We start from the raw sequence: 18047 nt of genomic DNA, 5'->3' as shown, positions 1-18047 counted from the left end.
CAAAATTGACTCATATTCCACTCAAAAAATTTACAACCCGATTTCCACATCTTCAAGGATGCCGAGTGCATCAGGGATGAGGACAGCTGCGGAGTAGTAGGCAGTGACGAGGTAGGAGATAATGGCCTTTTCGCTGATGCCCATGAATCGGACAGACAAACTGGGTTGGTATTCGTCTGGGATACCAGTTTGATGTAAGCCAATCACACCCTGATCTTTCTCACCAGTGCGGAGTATAAGGATAGAACTGGTCTGGTTCTTGGTAATCGGGATCTTGTTACAGGGAAAAATCGGTACATTGCGCCACGTGATTATTTTGCTCCCATCCATGTCGATGGTGTCTGGATAGATGCCTCGACGGTTGCACTGGCGACCGAAGGCTGCAATAGTCCGGGGATGAGCCAGGAAGAACCTCGACTTCCGCCGACGGGTGACTAATTCATCAAGGTCATCGGGAGTGGGGGGACCACTGCGGGTGTAGATGCGCTGTTTGAGGTCGGCGTTGTGCAACAATCCAAATTCGCGGTTGTTGATCAACTCGTATTCTTGACGTTCCCGTAATGCCTCAATCGTCAGCCGCAATTGTTCTTCCGTCTGGTTGTATGGTTGATTGTACAGATCCGCAACGCGAGTACTTACTCGCAACATAGTCTGAGCAATGCTTAACTGATATTCGCGGGGTGAAAGTTCGTAGTCAACAAATGTTCCCGGTAATGTCGTCTCTGTGCTATGACTGGTTGACAACGCGATCGCAGCTTCTCCATACTTGTTTTGTGGAAGTTCTGCGCGAGTCCTAAACTGCTCAAGTTGAGCCTGCAACGTCTGCGACTGGTTGAGCAGTTCCCGAAATGCCTGTTGTGGTAGCACTAATACGGTGCATCGGGTCACAGCTTGGACTGTGAACTTCCAATTGCTTTCTGAATCCACCAACACGCGATCGCCAAAATAATCACCGTCAGCTAGCATATCCAATAGAGGCTGCTCGTCATACTTGCCAATACCAATCTTGTTTACCTTGCCATGTGCGATTAAGAAAAGCTGATTGGCTGGCTGACCTGACTGGACTATGATATCACCAGGCGCGAACTCCTGCTGAACAAACCGACTTGCCAACGCCCTCAGCACCTCGGTATCTTCAAACCCTCGCAGCAAGGGCAACTCACCAAGTTCCTGGGGAATCACCTGCACCTCGGCTCCGGTGTTGGAGAAACTCAACCGCCCATCACCCACGGTATAGGTCAACCGACGGTTCAGCCGATAAGTCCCACCCTTCGTCTCCACCCACGGCAACATCTTCAACAACCACCGCGAGGTAATTTCCTGCGTCTGCGGTGCAGATTTGGTGGTCGTGGACAAATTACGCGCAGCATCTTTACTCAAACTCAGTTGAGGTTGTCCACTCTCAACATTTAAATTTGATTCAATAAAATCCGTCATCAACCGATCCTCTAGTTACTAATAAAAGTGCCATTCAGTGCTGAGTGCTGAGTTCAAAGTGCTGAGTTAAAAGACCGCCTACTTTCTTGCAGGGTATCAACAGTCAGTCCTAATTTTTACTTACTCAACACTCAGCACTCAGCACTCAATACTCAGCACCCCTGATATTTAGCGTCCGATTTCAACATCTTCGAGGATGCCAAGTGCGTCAGGAGTGAGGACGGCTGCCGAGTAGTAGGCGGTGACGAGGTAGGAAATGATCGCCTTTTCGCTGATGCCCATGAATCGAACAGACAAGCTGGGTTGGTATTCATCGGGGATACCAGTTTGATGTAAGCCGATCACCCCTTGTTTTTCTACACCAGTGCGGAGCAAAAGGATAGAACTGGTGCGGTTATTGGTGATGGGGATCTTATTGGAAGGAAAGATAGGTACGCCGCGCCAAGATGTGACCTGAACGCCGTTCACATCTACGCTTTGTGGATAGAGACCCAGGCGGTTGGCTTCACGACCGAAGGCAGCGATCGTGCGGGGGTGAGCCAGGAAGAATCCCGGCTCCTTCCATACCGTCGCCAACAGCTCGTCCAAGTCATCGGGAGTAGGTGCGCCACTACTGCTGTAAATACGCTGTTTGAGGTCGGCGTTGTGCAGCAACCCGAATTCGCGGTTGTTGAGCAACTCGTGTTCTTGACGTTCCCGCAATGCCTCAATAGTCAGACGCAGTTGTTCTTCTGTTTGGTTGTACGGTTCATTGTACAGATCGGCTACCCGCGTACTTACTCGCAACACTGTTTGAGCAATGCTCAACTCATATTCTCTGGGTGTGAGTTCGTAATCGGCGAAGGTTCCCGGCAGATCAGCCTCTTGGGGATGATCGGCTGCTAGCTCAATGGCAGCTTCACCTTGGGGAGTCTGTGGCTGGTTCAGGCGGGTACGAAACTGTTCAACATGGGTTCCTAACGCCTCAGACTGAGCGATCGCCCTCTCAAATGCCGCTTGGGGCAGTGACAAAACGATGGTTCTGGTAATCGCCTTGAGGGTGTACTGCCAAGTATCCTCGGACTGCACCACAGTTTCATCGCCGAAATGATCGCCGTCAGCTAGCACATCGAACACGATCTGCTCGCCATACTTGCCAACACCAATCTTGTTTACCTTGCCACGAGCAATCAGAATCACGCGATCGGCAGGCTGGCCAAGTTCAACGATTACATCATCTGGAGCGTACTCCTGCTGAACAAACTGGTTTGCTAACCCGATCAATACGTCAAGGTTGTTAAACCCTCGCAGCAAGGGCAACTCAGTAAGTTCTAGGGGAATCACCTGCACCGTTGCTCCAGTATTGGTGAAAGTCACCCGCCCATCACCGACGGAATAACTCAACCGACGGTTGACTCGATAAGCGCCACCTTTTGTCTGCACCCACGGCAATAACTTCAATAACCACCGCGATGTAATTTCCTGGGTTTGCGGTGCAGATTTGGCTGTTGTTGCCAAATTACGCGCCGCTGCTGTACTTAAAGTTAAATGGGGCTGCTGATCTTCTACCAAATTGGGGTCGTTAGAATACGTCACAACTTAATCCTCCACTTTTTAGTTACTAAAAAAACCGATCTCACTTACGCGATCGCATACTGGCCTTGAATTAACTCACCGACAAGAAAACCTAACTTCATTGACCGAGTAATGACTTGAGACTCCCCTGACCGATCGACGAGCCAATACGTCTAGCTGAAGTACCCAGCCCTCTGGGGCCGCTAAGTAGCCGCCCTGCTAACGAATTACGCAATTCAAATTCCTTATAGCGGTCTACCGTTATATGCCACTTGAGTACGCCACACATCCACTGCTCTAATTTCTTGACGTATCCGAGCAGTTTCTCGCGGGTACTTGCATCCAACTCGAAATCATCGAAAAGGGCTGGCAGTTCGGTGGCGACGATGTGTTGAAACTGGAGCGCCCTAGAGGTCATCAGGTTATTGACAACTTCAACGGCCTGCGGCAAATCGCAATTGAGGAAATTCTGAACGACCAGCACGCAGTTATGGATTTCACCCTCGAATTCGATTTCTTTCTGATAGGAGAAGATATCATTTGTAAAACAGGCGAAGTCGGCGGCGGAATTATCGAGCGATCGCATCGTTCGGGTACGGTAAATCTCCTGCGGGATCTCGTTGCCCTGAGCTAGTCGCGACAGACTCATGGTCAGATCCGAGCCAAAGGTCTTACGGCGCATCTCAATATAATCTATCGGTTCGGGAATCCGATTTTGGATCTGGTTGGCGAGTTCCCACACCCAGCTGTCAGTCATATCCTGGATTGCACGGCGGAACTCACGCCGAGCATTTGCGGACATCGGGCCAGCTGTGCGAGACCAAATATCTGCCAAGCCTGCTTCCACCGGATTGGTCGGAACCTCGCTGGGGGTGGAGTCATCCAGAGGCATAAACGCCGACAGTCGGGCGTTGAACACTTTCGCACCAGCCATGTTGCGGTTATTCCCGTAGAGTGCCGGGAAGTAATCATCGGCATAGGTTCCCCAAACAAGCCAGCACGCTGTCAGATTCAGCTCAGGGCCAGACCCATTCGGATGGATCAATGCACCGCAAAGGGCTACGTCGGCAACATCAAACTTGTGGTCATCCCAGATGACGGCATCAGGAATCCCAGGTAGTGATTCCAGCATCCCCATCTCGCGCGCCCATTCCTTGGAATGCTTCCGCGCAGCATTCAGATGGGGATTCAAGCTTGTAGTGAAGGGCATGTAAAACTTCGGCAGTGTTACTGGCCCAACAGCCTGGTATGGAACGTGAGTAAAGCTTTTGAACCTTCCCAAACCCAAGGCGGCGTATAACGATTCAATCCGCGCAGCCGATGTGCCTAGCCCTGTGGGGCCTCCCAGAAGTGTGGATGTCGAAGAATTGTCTCCTCCCTTGTTCATGTAACGGCTCGATCGCATGTGCCACTCGTGACCGCCCGATTGCCAGTCCTGGAGTCCTTTGATGTAAAGGAGAACATTCACACGAGCCACTGGGTCTAGTCCGTACTCTTCAAACAGGGGAGGCAACTCAGTAACGGCAGTGTTATCAAACTGGTATAACCGCGAAGTTAAGAGTTCGTTGGTAAGGTTAGCCGCCTCTTGAGTACTGACATTTAAAAAGCGTTCCAAGACCAGCACGCAGTTGGCGTTCTCACCTTCATCTTCCACTTCTCTCTGGTAGGAGAATAAGTCGTTGCGAAGATGCACTCCATCGGCAAATGTGTCTTTGAGGATACGCATTGGTCGAGTCGAGGCGATTTCGGCCGGAATCTCTATAAACACGGCGTGTTCGACGAGATCCGCTGACCACGGAGCGCCGCCAACCTTACGGCGCATCTCGATGTATTCGATGGGGTTGGCGACTCGATCTTGGTTGATATTGGCGAGTTCCCACAGAGACTCTTCTAGGAGGTTCTTGGTACTCTCGAAGAATCGAAGTCGCCAGTCCACAGATTTAGTAAAGGCGGTGCGAGACCACAGGTCAGCCAAGCCGCGCTCTACTGGGTTAGTCGGAACCGAAGGGGTATCAGTGGGATGCACTGGCATAAACGCTGGCAATCGGTCAAGATACTCCTTTGCCCCAGCCATGTCTTGGGTGCGCTTATAGATTTCCAGGAAGTGATCGTCGAAAAAGAACACCCAAACATACCAGTCGGTTATTAGGTCAAGCTCCGCTCCCGGCGCATCTGGATGAGTATAAGAGCAAAGCAAGGCGTAATCGTGGGAGTCAAATGTATGTTCATCCCAGATAACCGAGGTTTGCGCTTCCTCTTCTGAGCCAAGTATCCCCATCTCGTAGGCCCATGCTTTGGAATGGACTCGTGCCGCTTCCAGGTTTGGGTTCAGCCGTGCGGGCCAAGGCGTGTAAAATTCTGGCAGTTCAAAGGGTTGCATGATCTGCGCTAAACCTCCTCTGGGGTCTTCTTGCTATCTTTGTTTCGTGGACGATCTGAGCATCGTTGCAGTTCACAAGTATCATCACTACCCAGCTAGATCCCCACATCTGGTTTGCTTGTGGTGGCTCGTTTCAAGGCGATAATATTAAGATGCTCCTAATCTAAAGAATGAGTTATGTATGTTTTGTTTGAAGTTTCCCATAGCGAAAGATCAAGCATTTGAAAAAGCTGTTTAAGTCATTACTTATTTCCGATGTTGGCAGATAAATTTTTAATACTGGATCGTCGTGTTCTCATAATTTTTCATAGTTGTAAATAAAAAGCAATCCGTACATTAAAGCCGTTAAGCAGATAGTTAAATCAAAAATTGAAGAATTAGGAGACAGTTAAGACAGTTAAGACAGTTAAGACAGTTAAGCAGATAGTTAAATCAAAAATTGAAGAATTAGGAGACAGTTAAGACAGTTAAGCAGATAGTTAAAAGATTTAAGATAGTTATTAAAGAATAATTACTAATTATTAATTTTTGCAAGTAATGTCCATTAAGCCATCACCGTGCCAAAACCGGAAAATTACGCGTTCACCTGAAACCACATCAGGATAAGCATTTGTGGCTTATAGCAATTCAAAAATATTTGCGTATCCTGCGCACCCTCCCTGATGTCTTAGCTACGGTGTACACACAAGTCGAATTACCCCACTTAATCCCCCGATATATTGCTACGGTGTATACAGAAGTCGAATTACCCCCCTTGGAAAGAAGGGAAACCAGAAAATCTAGTTCCCTCCCCAATACATACGGGGAGGGTTAGGGTGGGTAAAACCGTAATTTATCAGTTATTTTAGACTTGTGTATACACGGTAGGACATATTGCGAGAAAACATGAAATTTAGTTTTCTCACGTTCACAAAGGTAGAGAAAAAACTGACGCAAAAACCTTTGTATTCTTTTTTAAAATTGGTATTAGCGATTTCCAAAAAATAAAATACTACTATTTAGAGAGTGGGCCGGAAAGCCCGCTTTCTAGAAGTAGCTCACAATAAATAATTGGATATTTTTTATTTGAAATGTGACTAATATGCCTGTGAAATGCTTATAAGGTTTTAAGACGAATAGCACGAAGAAAAGCCCAAAGGCTTGTGTTGTCTTGTTCCCAGCCTCCAGGCTGGGAATATATTTAAAGTGGGCTTCTGCCTCTTGTCAAGCTACTGGAGGCGGAGCCTCCCAGAATGGGTTCCCTGCCTAGAGGCAGGGAACCAGTCAGAGTAAGGGCTGTATTTTTTCTTAGTGCCATTCGGTTTTAAGACAGCTAATCATCGGAAAATCCCAAAAGGGCTGAAAAAGTTTTCTTCTCCTACTCCTCACTTGCTTTTTCAGGGTAACTGAAAGTTTAGGGTTCAAGCTAGTAGTAAAAAAGTATTGCTGTCACTTTGGCTGAAAGCTAGATACCATTAGATTCGGCGTGTTTACTGCTCGGGAGTGCCAAAATGTCTAAACAGCTGGGTCAAAAAATTGCACCCACACCGATATCAAATGATATCAATGTGGTGGATTTGATCGATCAATACTTCACCGCTTACAATTCAGCGCGGTTGCGGGAAATCTGCCAACTACTGAGTCGCGATGTACTAACGGAAGGTGTCACGGTGGGAGTTAGCCTTTCCGGTGCGATGACGCCAGCAGGATTTGGGGTTTCAGCGCTTGCACCCTTAATTCGCAACGGTTTTATTGACTGGATGATTAGCACTGGTGCAAATCTTTACCACGATATGCACTATGGTTTGGGTTTTGAACTCTTCGCTGGTAATCCATTTTTGGATGATGTGAAACTGCGCCAAGAAGGCACGATCCGCATTTATGACATTATCTTTGGTTACGATGTGCTGCTAGAAACTGATGCGTTCATCCGCAAGATTCTCCAAGGAGAAGCGTTTCAAAAGCGGATGGGAACGGCTGAATTTCACCATTTACTAGGTAAATATGTCCGAGAAGTAGAAAAGCAATTGGGTGTGCAGCATTCCTGCTTGCTAGCTACAGCTTATGAATATGGCGTACCGATTTATACGTCTTCTCCTGGAGATAGCTCAATTGGGATGAATGTGGCGGCTTTAGCATTGGAAGGTTCGCAGTTGGTGATAGATCCATCAATTGACGTGAATGAGACAGCAGCGATCGCATATAATGCCCGTGAATCAGGAGGTAAAAGTGCGGCTGTAATTCTTGGTGGTGGTAGCCCTAAGAACTTTTTGCTACAAACTCAACCGCAACTTCACGAGGTTTTGGGATTAGAAGAACGAGGACACGATTACTTTGTGCAGTTTACCGATGCGCGTCCAGATACAGGCGGTTTGTCTGGAGCAACCCCATCGGAAGCCGTCAGTTGGGGTAAGATTGACCCGGAGGAGTTACCTAATACAATCGTTTGTTATACCGATAGCACGATCGCTTTACCACTAGTGACAGCGTATGTTCTTAACAAATGCCAACCTCGTCCCCTGAAACGTATATACGACAGGCGAGAAGCCATTTTAGATAAACTGCAAAAAGACTATCTAGCAGCCAAAACCCAACCATCAGATCAGGTTCCAGCAGCAGTTGCTGAAAATGCTTCACAGCCAACAGCGACTTATCCCTGTGGTCGGATGATTCCGAATTCTCACTAGGGAATAGGCAGGGGCAGGGGGGCAGAGGAAGCAGGGGGGCAGAGGAGGTAAGGGGAATAACCAATGCCCAATGCCCAATGCCCAATGCCCCTCATTCCTTCCGTCCAATCAACAAATAAGTTGTCATCTTCCCTTTGCTTTTAACTTCAATTTCATCTTGTTTTTCAAATAGAAATTCATCACATAAGTACTTATAAGTATTTTCTGTAACTTGGATTTTACCAGCAATACCTTGGGATTCCATACAGCTAGCGATGTTTAGTGTGTCTTTCCAGGGTTCATAAGTAAACTTATTCGGATCAATTACTCCCCCCACTACCGAACCGCTATGAATGCCGATACGGATGCCGAAATTTTGGTTATTCTCAGTATTAAATAGAGCGATCGCAGTTTGCATATCCAGTGCCATCAGAGCGATCGCTTGAGCATGATCTGGGCGGCGTGTGGATAAGCCGCCAACTACCATATAAGCATCGTTAATGGCCTTGATTCTCTCTAAACCATGTTGTTCGATGAGGCGATCAAAAGCTGAGAAAATTGAGTTGAGTAAGTTCACTAGTTGAATTGCACTCATAGAAGTAGCAATTTCTGCAAAGCCGACGATATCTACAAATAAAACTGTGACATCAGTAAAGTCTTCAGTAATGCTAGCTGGTTGTTCTTTGAGTTCTTTAGAGATTGCACTTGGTAAAATATTCAGCAATAAACGTTCGGTTTCTTTCTGCTGATTACGAAGTGCTTCTTCTGCTGCTATTCGCTGGGTTACATTGCGAAAAATGCCGCGAATCGCAACTGGATGACCTTCAACAAATTTACAATTAATATTACCTTCTAGAAATATTGTTTGACCGTCTTTAGTGACGAATATAGCTGTTACTTGCCCAAGCTTTTCTCCTGATAGCACGCGATAAAATCTTTGCAAGCAGCTTTGTTTAAACTCTGGATGTATAATATCGAAAATACTCATATTCGCAATTTCAGCTTCGCTATATCCCAAAGTTTCTCGCCATGCACGATTGACATACAAAAAACGACCAGATGGGTTGACAGATTGAATCAAGTCATTAGCATTTTCAAATAAATCTCGATATCGTTCTTCACTTTCTACAAGAGCATTTTCTGCTTGTTTGCGTTTGATAAATTGAGCAATTTGGCTACCAATAGAACCCATCATTTGCAATAGGTCTTTATCTTTTGGTAGTAACTCCCGATTAAAGAAAACCATCACTCCTAAGATTTCACTATCGTCTAAAATGGGGAAGCCAAAAGCTGCGTGTAATCCAGCCTCCACAGCAGGTAGCGATCGCCTTTGATCTCCATCTACTGTGATATCTTTAATCCACAAAGGCAAACGTCTGATCCAAATTCTACCAGGTAAGCCAACACTAGGTGTATAAGTAGTTTGCCAGGTGATTGCTTTAAATTCTCGGACAGAAACTAATCGACTTGACCAAATTTCCACACACCTTAGTACTGCATTGAGACTATCTCCTTGTACCGAAGTGCCAATATATTGGCTTGGTGTCCAAAGTTCGCCTAAATCCCATCCCAAGTTTTGACAAATCGACTGCAAAATTTGCGGAATCGCCTGTTTGATGCTCTGTGATTCTGATAATATCCGAGTAATAGAATACTGGGCACTTGTACGCTGTTCCCGGCGTTGCCAAGCAGTAATATCCCGACCAATATAGACAATATCTTCTAGCCCTTCTGTTTTTTTTGGAATCACTGAGCAAGAAAAAGCAATCAACAGTTTTTCTCTAGTTTTCGTTCGACAAACTACTTCTAGATTTTGTGAATTACGTTTTAAAGAAGAATGCTGATAAATAGCTTTAATTAAAATCTGATTGTCATCAATAATTAGTGATATTGGTTGATTTATTAATTCTTCTTCCTGAAAACCAAATAATTGTTGAGCAGCACGATTTACTTTTTTGATTTTTCCTGAATTATTGGTTACTAACAAAGCATCTGCCATTGAAGTAATTACTTGTTCCATGTAATTTCTGTATGAGATTAAAGTACTTGATAGCAGATTCGCTTTTTTTGCTTGCTGTGCTAATTTTTGCTTTAAAATAAACCTATTGGTAACATCTTCAATTAGGACTATTAATTTATTCTCCTGCTGTTCACCGATAATATATATATAGACGATTTAATAATTAAGTACAACCAATGATTATTTTAGCTATTCTTGTAAATGTTTGATTAATATAAGCCTATTTGTCCAAAATCTGCATAAGTTACTATTACTCAGTTTTTTTACTAAATGCTATTTTTTCACATCAATCGAGTATTGTTGAGTAAAAACTACTAATTCGCTGTGGCGGAAGCTTGCCAACCTTTAACAAGTTGTTCAGAGTAACTTATCTGGTTAATTGAGATAGTAGCTAGATTTCCGTCATGCTGTACTAGTACTTTGTCAAGCTAATGCAAGAGGGTTTGTAGTGAGTCAGTGTGGTTTTCTCTACGAGACGCTTCACGTTCGCATAGCATCTCGTAGAGAAGGGAGTTTCCTAGGAGCGACTAACAAACCCATTCGCACAGCATCTCCGTTAGTAGAAGGGTAAGTACTTTAGTCCTTACTACAAACTTGCTTACCCATTAATTTAAACTAAATAAGCTTGATTAATATTTATAATATACTTCTTTTGGAGGATTGACAGTTTAATATAAGATTGATGTTTGACTCAGCTTATACTTAACAGTTGCCTTCATATTTAATTTTAATCCTATGTGGTATTTTACAAAAGGGCGAATTAGATTAATATTGCAACTAAATATTGCTGGAAACACCTTTTATTAGTTTCGCTATCTTGAAAAATGAACTTTCAAGATAGTGCGATCGCCACTAGGAAATTTGAAACCCGTCACTTTGTAAGAGAGTAGCGAATCTGTAGGAAAATCCCGCCACTCTCTTATTCTTCAATTCCATCAATGAAGTTTATGATTCTGCGCTGGCTACGATTTGATTCCAGGCTTTGACTGCTGTCTGTAAATTCTTTGGCAGGTTATTTTGAGAAATATCATTGTACTGAACCGTACCTTCTTGGCTGGTGAGCGTATAGGTGATATAATCAGCAGCACCACTGGGAGCTGGGTAACTCAGATTTCGAAATTTACTAAAGTGAGAACGTTTTAGCGATCGCACAAATTGTTGCACCTGTTGCACAGAAACGCGGCGAACACTACGTTCTGAATCATTGGCATCACCAATCCGCACGCGAATCAGTCGCCCATCTGTGAGTAAAACAGTCTCATAGGTTCTGCCAGCAAAACCCCCACTGGAGATTTGGCGAAATACTATACCTCGATCTAACGGTGGTGGTAACTCGCTAGCTGGAATTTTTATAGGTCCCAGCGTAGTTTCGTTAGTTTTTTGATTCAGTCTGAGTGCGGCACCTGTTTGATTAGTATGATAAACCAAGGTTTGGTCAACTCCGCCGACAACCACCCGCCAGCCTGATACCAAAGCTTGGGTACAGAATTCATCAGCATTAGCTAATTCTAAGCAGCTATCTTTCCAAGTTTGCTGTTGAGCCTCAATGATGGTTAATTGAGAAATTGGCTGTTGCAAACGTCTGGATGCGGCTTGTAAAACCGCATTTTTTACAGATGTAGGTAATTTATTTGGCAGATTGTCTGAGGGAGTGTTTGCCGAAGCTAAACGTAGCGATCGCCCATTATTATTGGTATGATAAACCCAGTTTTCTCTGCCATTAGATACCACAATCCGCCAACCCGGAACTAACGCTTGGGTGCAAATTTCATCAGCTTGAGGTAGTTCTAAGCAACCATTGCGCCAAGTCTGTTGATTGTAGTCAATAATTTGCAGTTGTCTAGTAAAAACTCCCTGTCTGCGCGCTAAATCTTGCAGTACTGCATTAGCTACTGGACGTGGCAAGCGGTTTAGTTTAATATTGTCTTTAACAACTTCATTGCTTGTTTCTAAAGAGAAGTTCGCAGAAGCGCCTGTAGCACTTTTAAGAAGTGTTAAACTGCTACTAACAGACAAAATCCCAGTCAAAATTAAAGCAGTGAAAATTCGTGTTTTATTGATGTTAAAGTAGTTTTTCAGCATGATTTTCATAGTAAAATAAAAAAAATAAATAGTATTCAGCCACTAATAGACAATAAAATATATAATTCTATAACTTCACTATGGGCAATTAGTTTAGTATCTATATTATGAAACAGATATAAAGACAGACGCTGATGCACTGATTGTTTGTTCCTTATATAAATTCTGCTTGAAGAAGAATTCAGGAGTCAGAAAATCAGTGGGGGATACCCTGTGGGATCTTACTACAGACCCGCCACTGATTGAAAACCACTAAATCTTCTCTTTCAGAGACGCTGTTCGCGTTTAATTTAGTGGGGTTTTAAACCCTCTTATTCAGACGCTTGATGACTCGCTACCGCTGCGCTATCCGCCAGTCGTACAGAATTAATTCTGTTAGCGGATAGCTAAGGTTTAGCCCATTCTGACTCCTGACTCCTGAATTCTATTTGATAAATCCATAAAATTTGCCAGCTTGTAAACTACCCGCGCTCCAACATTACCATCCCACTCCGCATCACCGACTTCGCAGATATCAAAGCCAATTATTTTTCTTCCACTATTGACCAATTCTCGGAACAGACAAAAAGTTTGCTCTAATTCCAACCCACCTGGAACAGGAGTACCCGTACTCGGACAGAGTTTTGGATCTAAACCATCTACATCAAAGCTAATATAAACATACTCAGGTAAATGACTGATCATTTCTCGGCATAAATCAATCCAAGTTGTGCCAGAGTAAAGCTTTTGCTTAATAGCCGGATCGTAATAAGCAATAATGCGACTATCAGATTGGTCAATCATTTGCACTTCATCATGACTAATATCACGCAAACCTACCTGTACTAACTTAGAAATTTGCGGTATTTTCATCGCATTAAACATAATCGACGCATGGGAAAATTCAAATCCCTCATAAGCATCGCGTAAATCTGCGTGGGCATCAATGTGCAAAATGCCATAGTTTGAGTATTTAGCTGCTAATGCTTGGAAATAACCTAAAGGCGAACTGTGATCTCCACCAATGACTGCAACTCGCTTACCATTATTAATTGCTGCCTGACAATTTTCAAACAGCCATTGATTCACCTGTTGACCAGCCTGATTAATTTCTGTCAAGACAGGTGTTAAATCTGGTGTATCTGAGAGTTGTTTACCTTGGGCTAATCGCTCGATAATTTTTGCTGCTAAGGTGCGGTAATATGTGTTTTTCTCTAAAATACCTTGGGGAATTTCTTCCATAAAAATTCCCTGCTTCCAACCATCAGGGTTATCAAAATCGAACAAATCTAATTGAGTCGAAGCATCTAGAATTCGCTGTGGGCCATTAGCAGTGCCAGCACCATAGGAAACAGTGACTTCCCACGGTACACCAAAGACAATCAAGTTTGCAGACTCATAATCGCAGGGCAAACCTAAGAGGTTGCCATTGATTTCACCTACGCCGCTGGGATTGTAGTCTTTTAATTGATTACTCATTGAGTATCTTCTAGATTTACGTGGATAGACAGCACGCCGCCTAGTGGACATCTGCATTGTAATCAAAATTTTTCACAGACAGTAAACTGCTTCAAAGGATGAACAGGAAAAAACCATGAGTATACATATCGCTTCAGCATAGTTTATAGGGTACAGAGGATAGTTTTTGTTTCCTGTGCCTTGTTAACTCCCTACTCAACCCGCTTAACTTTAAATCCTCGCAACCCTTCTGGTACTTCATACTCAACCACAACATCTTTAACTACAGCAGCTGGTGGTCCAGAGTGACACCAGCGAACCATGTCATCTACAACCTCTCGTGCCCCTTCAAAAACTGCCTCGACTCGATTATCGGGGAGATTCCGCACCCAACCGGTTAATCCCAACTGGCTAGCTGTATCGACAGTGGAATAGCGATAGCCGACTCCTTGGACTCGGCCAGAAATGAATACATGGGCGCGGATAATCTTTGGCAGTGCTGTGGAATTCTGCATAGACTGGTCTAATCTTTACGATTTCCAGTCTACCTAGTTTGTGTATACACAATCTGTTTTTAACTCCAATTAGCGAAATTAATTTCAGTCTTTCTTAATACCTACTAGTTTTTGTTTATCTCCAGCGCTTTTCAAGTAATTAAACTACCCTACTCTCCATTTAAGTTCTAGTCTAAATACCTAAAAACTGCTGTAATTTAATCAGTAGTAAGTTTTCCACTTGGAATTTTAAATTGTTTATGTCTAACCTGCCACCACTTAATACAGAAACAATTTGGGCAATTCTTAACGATAAACTTGATGATGCCACAGTCAACCAGTTGCTATGGCATTATTTAGGCTATCGCTATGACTCATCAATTGCACAATGGGACACTAGCCAAGTTGCACCAGAATGGCAGGGTGAGTACCCACAACCACCAGATTTCATTGAATCTCGCCCCGCAACTGTCAAGCTGACTCGTTCTATTCCTGCTGAAAATAAACAAATGCTAAAAGAAAAGCTGGGTTTCAAAGGTTACAAGATTGGGGAATTTGGACCTCGGCAAACTCGCAGGGCAACAGCTGCGAATTGGTTGTTAAGTTATCTGCAACAAACTAACAATAAAAAAGAGTAATCTTACAGTAGATATTTGGTAAAAAACATCCTATTCCTTTCACCAAATATCTAGTTATTTGAATATTACAAAAACTATTGTTTGATTGAAAAATTGTTTGCAGTTAGATGCTATTTTTTAAAATTATTAGTTTTATATACCATGTGTACAATGTAGTGAATCCCTATCTTAGTGAATAACTAAATACTAGAAACAGTCAAAAATAAAAAAATACAATTAAGTTTTATAAAATAATTACAAATTATTCCTGAAGATAGAAGCACTCGCTATTTAATTATTTCTCTAGAGCTATTTGCAAATTCAATTGAGCATCAGAGAATATTTCTATCAACCCTTGATATTACAAACACGTTCTATGGCAAAGCCAATTGAATTTAATTTATTTGCACCTTACAACAAAGGAGCCGCATTAATTGGTTCTTTTTCTGATTGGCAAGAAATTCCAATGGAAAGAGGTGATGATGGTTATTTTCGCACAAGTGTTGAATTAGAAGATGGCGTTTATAAATATAAATTCCGCGTTCAGTCAAATTCATGGTTTTTTGAACCAGAACAATGGGTTGATGTTACAGACCCTTATGCAACTGACATAGATGAACAAAGTGGAAAAGATGATGGCGTTATCCGAATCAAAGATGGGAAAAGGATTACTGATACTTATGTTTGGCAACATGATGATAAACCTTTACCTGCTGACCACGAATTAGTAATTTATGAATTGCACGTTGGTGACTTTTCTGGTGGCGAGGACGATCCTTATGCACGAGGTAAATACAAACACGCCATTGAAAAGTTAGATTATTTGTGTGAACTGGGAGTCAATGCTATTGAGTTGATGCCACTTAAAGAATATCCTGGTGATTATAGTTGGGGCTATAATCCGCGCCACTTTTTTGCAACAGAATCAAGTTATGGTTCTACGGCTGAATTAAAAAAATTGATTGATGAGTGTCACGGCAAAGGTATTCGTGTAATTCTTGACGGTATTTATAACCACTCAGAAGCATCTGCTCCCTTAACACAAATTGACCACGATTATTGGTATCATCACGAACCTCGTGACCCTGATAATAATTGGGGGCCTGAGTTTAATTACGAACATTATGATGAAAAATTAGATATTAAGCCAGCCTGGAAATTTACTGGTGAGGCAATCCGTTTTTGGATATCAGAATATCATCTTGATGGTATTCGCTATGATGCGGCGCGGCAAATTGCTAACTACGACTTCATGCACTGGATTGTTCAGGAAGCTAAAAAAACTGCTAGCATGAAGCCTTTTTACAACGTTGCCGAACATATTCCTGAAACTCCCAGCATTACCAATGTCGATGGGCCAATGGATGCTTGCTGGCATGACAGTTTTTATCACTGTATTCTAGAACACATTTGCGGTGATACATTTGATTTAGAGCGTCTCAAAGATGTCATTGACTGCAAGCGCCAAGGCTTTTTGGGTGCCACCAATGTGGTAAATTACCTCACTAACCACGACCATAATCATGTCATGGTTGAACTGGGGAACCGTGAGATTTTTGACGAAGAAGCCTTTAGGCGGGTTAAATTAGGAGTAGCCATCCTAATGACTGCTGTTGGTGTGCCTTTGATTTGGATGGGAGAAGAATTTGGCGAGTATAAACCCAAACAACCTGAATCATCCAAAATTGATTGGACGCTGTTAAGTAATGATTTAAATCGTAGTTTATTTGATTCATACAAAGGCTTAACCAACCTGCGTAAAAGTAATCATGCTCTCTACACGGAAAATATTGATTTTATCCACGAAAATGCAGAGGCAAAAGTATTAGCTTATACTCGTTGGAATGATGAAGGTTCTCGTGTAGTTGTAATTGCAAATTTCTCAGGAGATTTTCTAGCTGGCTATCATGTTCCTAACTTTCCTAGCGCTGGTACATGGCACGAGTGGACAGGCAATTATGATGTCGAATCTGGTGATGATGGGATCATCACAGACTTGGGGCCATACGAAGCGAAAGTGTTTGTATGGCAGTGATTATATACACTCCCACTGAATCAGTAGTCTAATAGCAAAGAAAAGGGGAAAAGATATTTCCCCTTTTCAGTTATTATCTTAGTTCAGATACAGTTTAATTAGAAATTTGTCAAGTAAAAAATAAGCTATTTTAAAATTTCATAGGTTTGTGTTACACTTCTGAGTTGAAGTGCGTATATAAAATTGCCAGAGCATCCCCATGCACAACAAATTATTTAATAGTAATATCGACAACGCTAACATTGAGAACGATCGCATTTTATTAACTCCCAATGAAGTAAAGTCAAAATTACCTTTGACACAATTAGCCGAACAAAGAGTTTTAGCATATAGACAGGAAATAGAAGATATCCTGGATTTTCAGGATCGTAGGAAATTTATAGTAGTTGGCCCATGCTCAATCCACGACCCAAAAGCAGCGCTCGAATATTCTGAGAGATTGAAAATATTGGCCGAGCAAGTTAAGGATAACTTGCTATTAATTATGCGAGTATATTTTGAAAAACCAAGAACAACTGTAGGCTGGAAAGGTTTAATTAACGATCCAGATATGGATGATTCTTTCCATGTAGAGAAAGGTTTATTAATTGCACGGGAGCTACTATTAAAAATTACAGAGTTGGGATTACCTGCTGGCACAGAAGCACTAGACCCAATCATCCCTCAATACATTAGTGAACTAATTACATGGTCTGCCATTGGCGCACGCACAACTGAATCACAAACTCACCGCGAAATGGCAAGTGGACTTTCGATGCCTGTGGGTTTTAAAAACGGTACTGATGGCAATATTCAAGTAGCTTTGAATGCCCTACAATCAGCTGGAAACCCGCATAATTTTCTGGGAATTAATCAAAACGGACAGGTCAGCGTCTTTCAAACTAAAGGTAATGGGTACGGTCACGTAATTTTAAGGGGTGGTAGTCAACCCAACTTTGATCCAGCAAATGTCAAACTGGTAGAAGAGAAATTAAAACAGGCAAATTTACCACCGAGAATTGTGATCGATTGTAGCCACGGCAATACTAATAAAGATTACAAATTACAAGGTGCTGTCTTAGAAAATATTATTCAGCAAATAGTTGATGGTAATACATCAATTGTTGGCATGATGCTGGAATCGCATTTGTATGAGGGTAGTCAACCAATTACAGGTAAACAAGAAGAATTAAAATATGGTGTTTCTGTAACTGACAAATGTATTAGCTGGGAAGAAACTGAAAAAATTATTTTGGCTGCTCACGAAAAACTTAAATGAGTAGTCAGAAGTCAGAAGTCAGAATTCAGAATGTAATGAATGGGAGCATCCCGTTTTGGCAGATCGCCGGCGCACGCTACGCGAAGAT

The 18047-nt window shown here is 42.8% G+C and carries 11 protein-coding genes; 4 read left to right on the top strand and 7 right to left on the bottom strand.

Annotated elements, in window-relative coordinates:
- Window positions 1-30 precede the first annotated feature (30 nt).
- The 3 genes from HWQ42_RS05185 to HWQ42_RS05175 form a co-directional block, all read right to left on the bottom strand.
- Window positions 31-1437, bottom strand: a complete 1407-nt coding sequence (locus tag HWQ42_RS05185; RefSeq protein WP_292809920.1) for a family 2B encapsulin nanocompartment shell protein — start codon at window positions 1435-1437, stop codon at window positions 31-33.
- 168 nt (window positions 1438-1605) lie between these two features.
- On the bottom strand, window positions 1606-3012 hold the full coding sequence (locus tag HWQ42_RS05180; protein ID WP_292809918.1) for a family 2B encapsulin nanocompartment shell protein: 1407 nt from the start codon (window positions 3010-3012) through the stop codon (window positions 1606-1608).
- Between the two features lie 97 nt (window positions 3013-3109).
- Window positions 3110-5371, bottom strand: a complete 2262-nt coding sequence (locus tag HWQ42_RS05175; protein WP_292809916.1) for a family 2 encapsulin nanocompartment cargo protein terpene cyclase — start codon at window positions 5369-5371, stop codon at window positions 3110-3112.
- Window positions 5372-6861: 1490 nt separating this feature from the next.
- Here HWQ42_RS05175 and speY point away from each other — a divergent pair.
- On the top strand, window positions 6862-8037 hold the full coding sequence (speY, locus tag HWQ42_RS05170) for a deoxyhypusine synthase (protein ID WP_292809914.1): 1176 nt from the start codon (window positions 6862-6864) through the stop codon (window positions 8035-8037).
- 91 nt (window positions 8038-8128) lie between these two features.
- Here speY and HWQ42_RS05165 read toward each other — a convergent pair whose 3' ends face one another.
- The 4 genes from HWQ42_RS05165 to HWQ42_RS05150 form a co-directional block, all read right to left on the bottom strand.
- Window positions 8129-10036 carry an adenylate/guanylate cyclase domain-containing protein gene (locus HWQ42_RS05165; RefSeq protein ID WP_292809911.1) on the bottom strand — a complete coding sequence of 636 codons (1908 nt, stop codon included), beginning with the start codon at window positions 10034-10036 and terminating at the stop codon, window positions 8129-8131.
- A 945-nt stretch (window positions 10037-10981) separates the two neighbouring features.
- The gene (locus HWQ42_RS05160) at window positions 10982-12127 is read right to left on the bottom strand and encodes a hypothetical protein (protein ID WP_292809909.1); all 1146 of its coding nucleotides are present in this window, start codon (window positions 12125-12127) and stop codon (window positions 10982-10984) included.
- Between the two features lie 384 nt (window positions 12128-12511).
- The gene (speB, locus tag HWQ42_RS05155) at window positions 12512-13576 is read right to left on the bottom strand and encodes an agmatinase SpeB (RefSeq protein WP_292731425.1); all 1065 of its coding nucleotides are present in this window, start codon (window positions 13574-13576) and stop codon (window positions 12512-12514) included.
- A gap of 191 nt (window positions 13577-13767) precedes the next feature.
- Window positions 13768-14070: an acylphosphatase gene (locus HWQ42_RS05150; protein WP_292731427.1), complete on the bottom strand. Its 303-nt coding sequence runs from the start codon at window positions 14068-14070 to the stop codon at window positions 13768-13770.
- Between the two features lie 239 nt (window positions 14071-14309).
- Here HWQ42_RS05150 and HWQ42_RS05145 point away from each other — a divergent pair, with 239 nt between their 5' ends.
- The 3 genes from HWQ42_RS05145 (at window position 14310) to HWQ42_RS05135 (ending at window position 17959) form a co-directional block, all read left to right on the top strand.
- A complete protein-coding gene (locus tag HWQ42_RS05145) occupies window positions 14310-14687 on the top strand; it encodes a DUF1823 family protein (RefSeq protein WP_292731429.1) in 378 nt (125 codons plus the stop codon).
- Between the two features lie 355 nt (window positions 14688-15042).
- A complete protein-coding gene (locus HWQ42_RS05140) occupies window positions 15043-16701 on the top strand; it encodes an alpha-amylase family glycosyl hydrolase (protein WP_292809907.1) in 1659 nt (552 codons plus the stop codon).
- Window positions 16702-16900: 199 nt separating this feature from the next.
- Window positions 16901-17959: a 3-deoxy-7-phosphoheptulonate synthase gene (locus HWQ42_RS05135; protein WP_292809905.1), complete on the top strand. Its 1059-nt coding sequence runs from the start codon at window positions 16901-16903 to the stop codon at window positions 17957-17959.
- The last annotated feature ends 88 nt before the right edge of the window (window positions 17960-18047 follow it).

Origin of the sequence: Nostoc sp. JL23, assembly GCF_017115065.1 — a bacterium.
GTDB classification, from domain to species: Bacteria; Cyanobacteriota; Cyanobacteriia; order Cyanobacteriales; family Nostocaceae; genus Nostoc; species Nostoc punctiforme_A.
This window is presented reverse-complemented; position numbering and strand designations above follow the sequence as displayed.